Genomic DNA, 5,309 nt, shown 5'->3' on the forward strand with positions numbered 1-5,309 from the left:
CGCCCGTGTAGCGGACCTGCCCGGCGTCGTTGACGGGGCTGCGCCGCCAGTCCCGGGGCACCCCGACCCGGAACCCCTCCGGGTCCTGCCGCAGTACGTACCCGGCGGCCAGGGCGGGGGCCGAGGGGTCGGCGGCGGGCGGCGGGGCGGTGCTCGTGGCGGGGCGGCCCGGGTCCGACGGTGAGGTGCCGGACGGGGGCGGGGCCGAGGACGGCCCGCTCGTCGCCGGCCCCGTAGGGGATCCCGTGGGGGACGCCGACCCGGCGGGCGCCTCGCCCTTTCCGGGCAGTGCGAGGACCGCGTACGCGACGGCCCCGGCGAGCAGCAGCAGGACGAGGAGCAGCAGCGTCAGGCCGAGCGCGCGGGGGGAGCGCCCCCGGTCCGCGCCGGGAGCCGCCGCGGCTCCGCGGGGGGCACGCTGCGGCAGCTCCTCCGCGAACAGCTCGTGGGCCGGGACCTCCACGTACTCGCGCGCGGCCGGGCGCGGGGCCGCGCCCCGGTCCGAGGACCGCTCGCCGGGAGCGCCCGGGGCGCGGTCGGGGCCGCGCTTGTGACGGGCGCGACCCGCCCCCGCCCCCGCCCTGCCACGCCACCGCCGGCGCACCAGCTCACCGCGCCGGCGGACGATCGGCAGCCGGGTCTCGTCGAAGGACGGCAGGGGTACGACGCCGACGCCCGCCTCCGGTTCCGGCGCCGACCGGACGAGGGAGCGCAGCCAGCCGCGCAGTTCCTCGACGTCCGGGCGCTCGGTGGGGTCCTGGCGCAGCAGGGACTCCACGACCGGGCGCAGCGGTCCGGACTCCTCGGCGAAGGCGGGCGGCTCGGAGCAGACCATCTGGACCAGTTCGGCCGCGTTGTCCTCCGGGTAGGGGGCGTGCCCCTGGACGGCCCGGTAGAGCAGCGCGCCGAGGGCCCAGAGGTCGGTGGCGGGGCCGATGGGCGGGGCGAGGCGCCAGTTGTCGTACACCGGCCCGGCCTGCTCGGGGGCCCAGCGCTCGGTGACGGCGCCGACCACGGCGATCCGGGTCTGCCGGGCGCGTTCGGCGGCGAGCCGCGTGGTGGGGCCACGGTAGAGCTCCGGGTCCGGCGCGCCGGCCGGGACCGGGGCGGTGACGGCTTCACGGCCGGCGGCGGGGTCCGGGGTGGCGGGGGTGAAGCCGGACGGGAGGGAGGGCAGGGCGGGGCGGCCCGGAGCGGGCGGCACCGGTGCGCGTCCGGGACCGGCGGGCCCGCCGCCACCGGCGGGGATCGGGCCGGATCCGTCCCGCGCGGCGTGCGGGCCGTCGCTCCAGTTGCCCCTCAGCATCACGCGGGGCGGACCGGCCTGGGGGCCGCGGCCCTCGTCCGTACCGTCCTCGTCCTCGTCGTCCTCGTCGTCCTCGTCGTCCTCCGCGTCGTCGGCGGCCGTACGGGACCACCACTGGGGTGCCGGTCCGCTCGGGGGCGGCGTGGGAGGGCCCGGCGGGGCGGGGAGCGCGGGGGGCTCGGGGGCGGCGGGCGGCTCCACGGGGGCGGGGCGCTGGACCGGCAGGGCTCCCGTCCCGCCGAGCCGCGCGGCGGCGCGGGCGCCCGCCCGGTAGGCGGCGATGGCCCCCGCGCGGGCGGCCCGGGCGTCGGCCGTGGGCGCCGCCTGCGCGGACGGCGGGGTCGGGCGGGGCTCCGGGCGCGGGGGCGTCCCCCGCCCGTACGGGTCGGCCCCGTAGGGGGAGGGTCCGGCCCCGTAGGGGTCGCTGCCGTACGGGGCGGGGCCGTGGCCCCTCTCCCCCTCGGCGCCGGGCTCGTCCGGCCCCGCGTACGGCCCTTCGTCCTCGGACCCGGGGTGCTCCCCGGAAGCCGGGCCGCCGTGGGCACCGGGGTCGCCGTACTCCGCGTGGTCCCGTGCCCCCGGGTACGTACCGGCGCTCCCGGACTCGTCCGGGGAGCCGCCGGGCGGCAGGCCGTAGGCGTCGGAGGCGCGCTCCCCGCCGTACCCGCGCGTCCGGTCGTCGTCGCCCTCGTACCCGCCGTCGCCCTCGTACCCGTCGTGGGCCTGCCCGTCGGCGTAGTCCTCGTGGTCGGCGTGGTCGGCGTGGTCGGCGTAGTCGTCGTAGTCGTCGTCGGCGGCGTACGCGTAGCCGTCGTCGCCCCCGGCGTCCTCCTGGTCCTCGTCGTCCTCGGGAACCTCGTAGATCTCCGCCTCGTACGGCTCCTCGTCGGCATGGGCCGGAGCCGGGCGGTAGGAGGGAGGCGCGGCGAAGTCGTCGGGGCCCGGGCCGTGGTCGGGCTCCGGGACGGGCGCGTACCCGCAGAGGGCCTCCTCCGCCGCGCCGACGGCGAGGCCGGTGAGGACGACGCGGCCGTCCTCGCACACCAGGACGGTGCGAGGGGTGATGTTGCGATGGACCCAGCCGTGCGCGTGGAGGGCGCGCAGGGCGGTGAGGACGTCGGCGCCTATCTCCGCGGCGCGGTAGGGGCTCAGGGGCCGCTCGGCGAGGAGTGCCGCCAGCGGGGTGGCACCCACGAGTTCGCTCACTATCCAGAGTGAACCGGCCTCCGCGAACACGTCGAAGACCTGGTCGAGCAGCGGATGGTCGGGGATCTGGGCGGCGGCCTGAGCGGCCTCGATCGCCCGGCGCACGACCGGTTCGGCGGGGCGGCGGGTGGCCCGGCCGGGCCGCCCGTAGGGGGCGGCGGTGTCGTGACCGGGCGCACCGTCGAGGACCTCGGCGTCGACGAACTCGGGCAGCGGCACCTGACGGATCAGCACTTCCTGGCCGCTGTAGGTGTCGAAGGCCCGGGTCTCGGCCAGGTCGGAGGAGTCGGTGCCGGTGTCCGCGCCGCCGTCCGTCCGGGCCGGTGCGGGCAGACGGTAGCGGTCCGCGAGCACCCTTCCCGCGTACTCGTCCACGACGCCTCCCCACGCGCGCACGCTGTCCCCCGTGAACCCGCGGTTCCCTCGCGCTCCCCGGATCCGGCCTCTCACGATACGGGCCCCGCTCAGTCCTTGGGGGTGAACGTGGCGAACGCCGTCTCCCGCAGGGTCCGGCACTCCGGCCCGTCCCATTCGTCCGCCTTGCAGCTGATCATGAGGGCGTAACCGTGCCGGGCGTCCACCTTGAAGCCGCGGTTGAGGACGCGGACGCGCACCCCCTGCTGCGTGCGCTCGAACTTCCAGTCGGCGACGGTCGGGTAGCCCTTGAAGGAGACGGTGTCGATGCCGAGGTGGCGGTAGCCGTTGCTGCTGGCCGCGACGCCGGAGACGGCCGCCGCCCAGGCGGCCTTGGCGTCGTCCTTCGGGCTGGCGTTGTGGTCGACCTGGATGCGCGGGAAGCCTCCGCTCTCGCTGAAGACGCCGCCGTCGCTGTATCCCTTGATCGGCCGGAGGCGGAAGGAGGCGGGCATGGCCATGGTGAAGTGGAAGCGGTCGTTGGTGACGAGGGTGTAGCCGGCGGGCAGGGCGGCGCCGGTGCCGCCGGGCTTGCCCGAGGGGGTCACCCCGGTCCGGCCGCCGGTCTGCCCCGTCGAGCCGGTGGATCCGGTCGCGTCGGCCGAGCCCGAGGTGCCGGTGTCGCCGGGCTCGGCGCCGCCCTGCTGGCCGGGGTCGCCCGGGGACTGCCCGCTGCCGCCGTCGGCGCCCTGTCCTCCGCCGTCGCCGCCCGCCGTGGCTCCGGCGGACGTGGTGCCGCCGGCCGTGTCCTGGCCCGTCGGCTCCTTGTCCCCGCCGCCGAACGTGAGGGCCAGGATCGTGCCGAGCACGGCGAGGACGGCGACCGCCGCGATGATCACCAGGGTGCGGCGCGGTACGACATCGGTCAGCGGCGCGCGCGCCGGAGCCGTCCTGCCACCGCCCCGGAGGTGGTCGGGCCGGGGCGTCGCGGCCGGCTCGGCCTTCGTCGCGGCGGCCGCGTTCCGTACGGACTTCAGCGCGCCGCGGACCCGGTCGGTGGCCGCGTCGGCGGGCTTTTCGCGCGGGGCCACGGGGGCCTTCGGCGCGCGCTGGGGACGCGGCAGCACCGGGATGGCCATGGTGACGTCCGGCGCGGGCGCGGGCACCGGAGTGGCGGGCGCGTCGAGGACGGCCTTCAGCAGGACGCGGGCACCGGCGTCGTCGAGCCGCTGCGCCGGGTCCTTGGCGAGCAGGCCGTAGATGACCTTCTCCAGCTCGGGGCCGGCGTTCTTGGGCGGGTCGACGGGCTCGGTCATCACCGCGGTGAGGGTGGCGATGGCGGAACCCTTGTCGTACGGCGGGCTGCCCTCCACCGCCGCGTACAGCAGTCCGCCCAGCGACCACAGGTCGGCGGCGGGGCCGGGCTTGTGGCCGCGGGCGCGCTCGGGCGAGATGTACGAGGGGGCGCCGACGAGCATGCCGGTGGAGGTGATCGAGGGGTCACCCTCGACCTGGGCGATGCCGAAGTCGGTGAGGACGACCCGGCCGTCGTCGGCGATCAGCACGTTGGAGGGCTTCACGTCGCGGTGCAGGATGCCCTCGCGGTGCGCGGAACGCAGGACGTCGAGGATGGCGAGACCGACCTCGGCGGCGCGGCGGGGACTGAGCGTGCCGTCCTCGCGCACGGCGTCGGCGAGGGACTTGCCCTCGATCAGCTCCATGACGATCCAGGGGCGGTCGTCCTCGTCGACGACGTCGTAGACGGTCACGGCGCCGTTGTTACGGATCCGGGCGATGGCCTTCGCCTCGCGCAGGGTCCGGGTGATGAGGCGTCGCTTCTCGTCCTCGTCGATGCTGTTGGGGAAGCGGAGCTCCTTGACGGCCACGGTGCGGCCGAGGGTCTCGTCCACCGCGCGCCACACGGTGCCCATGCCTCCGCGCCCGAGGACGACGCCGAGGCGGTAGCGGCCCGCGAGCAGGCGGCCCTCGCCGGCCGGCGCGGTGCCGGAGGCGGGCGTCTTGCGGAACCGGTCGCCGCCGAGGCCCGCCCGGGTCCCGTCGCCGTCCCCGGCGCCGAAACCGGCCGACCCGGTGGACGGCTCGGTCCCCCGCAGCCGCCCGGCCGGCGGTGTGGCGGCGGCCGACGCACCGGTGCCCGACGCCGTGCCGGAGCCGTCGGCCGACGCCTCCGTACCCGTGTCCGGCGTCGCCGCGCCGGTTCCGGAGGCACTGCCCGTACCCGTGCCGTGCCCGTCGCTGTCGGTCCGGCCGGTGGGGAGGGTCTTCGTCCTCGCGTCCGCGCCCGGGGCCGCGGTGCCGGCGGCCGGGGAACCGGCGTCGGACGCCACGTCATCCTTCGGGTCGTCAGACCGCTTCTCGTCCACCGGGGTCGACGCACCGCCGGACCCGGCCGGAGCGTCTGGTTCCGCCATGTCGGCGGGCT

At 77.6% G+C, this 5,309-nt stretch carries 2 protein-coding genes; both read right to left on the reverse strand.

Going from position 1 to position 5,309, the window contains the following annotated elements:
* Positions 1 to 2,887 (reverse strand): protein kinase (locus RIF68_RS26335; protein ID WP_309053788.1); only part of this gene is annotated, 2,887 nt, incomplete at its 3' end.
* A gap of 89 nt (positions 2,888 to 2,976) precedes the next feature.
* Positions 2,977 to 5,298, reverse strand: coding sequence for a serine/threonine-protein kinase (locus RIF68_RS26340; RefSeq protein ID WP_375165742.1), 2,322 nt, complete (start codon positions 5,296 to 5,298; stop codon positions 2,977 to 2,979).
* Between the last annotated feature and the right edge of the window lie 11 nt (positions 5,299 to 5,309).

It is taken from the genome of Streptomyces sp. (genome assembly GCF_031178505.1).
GTDB classification, from domain to species: Bacteria; Actinomycetota; Actinomycetes; order Streptomycetales; family Streptomycetaceae; genus Streptomyces; species Streptomyces gulbargensis.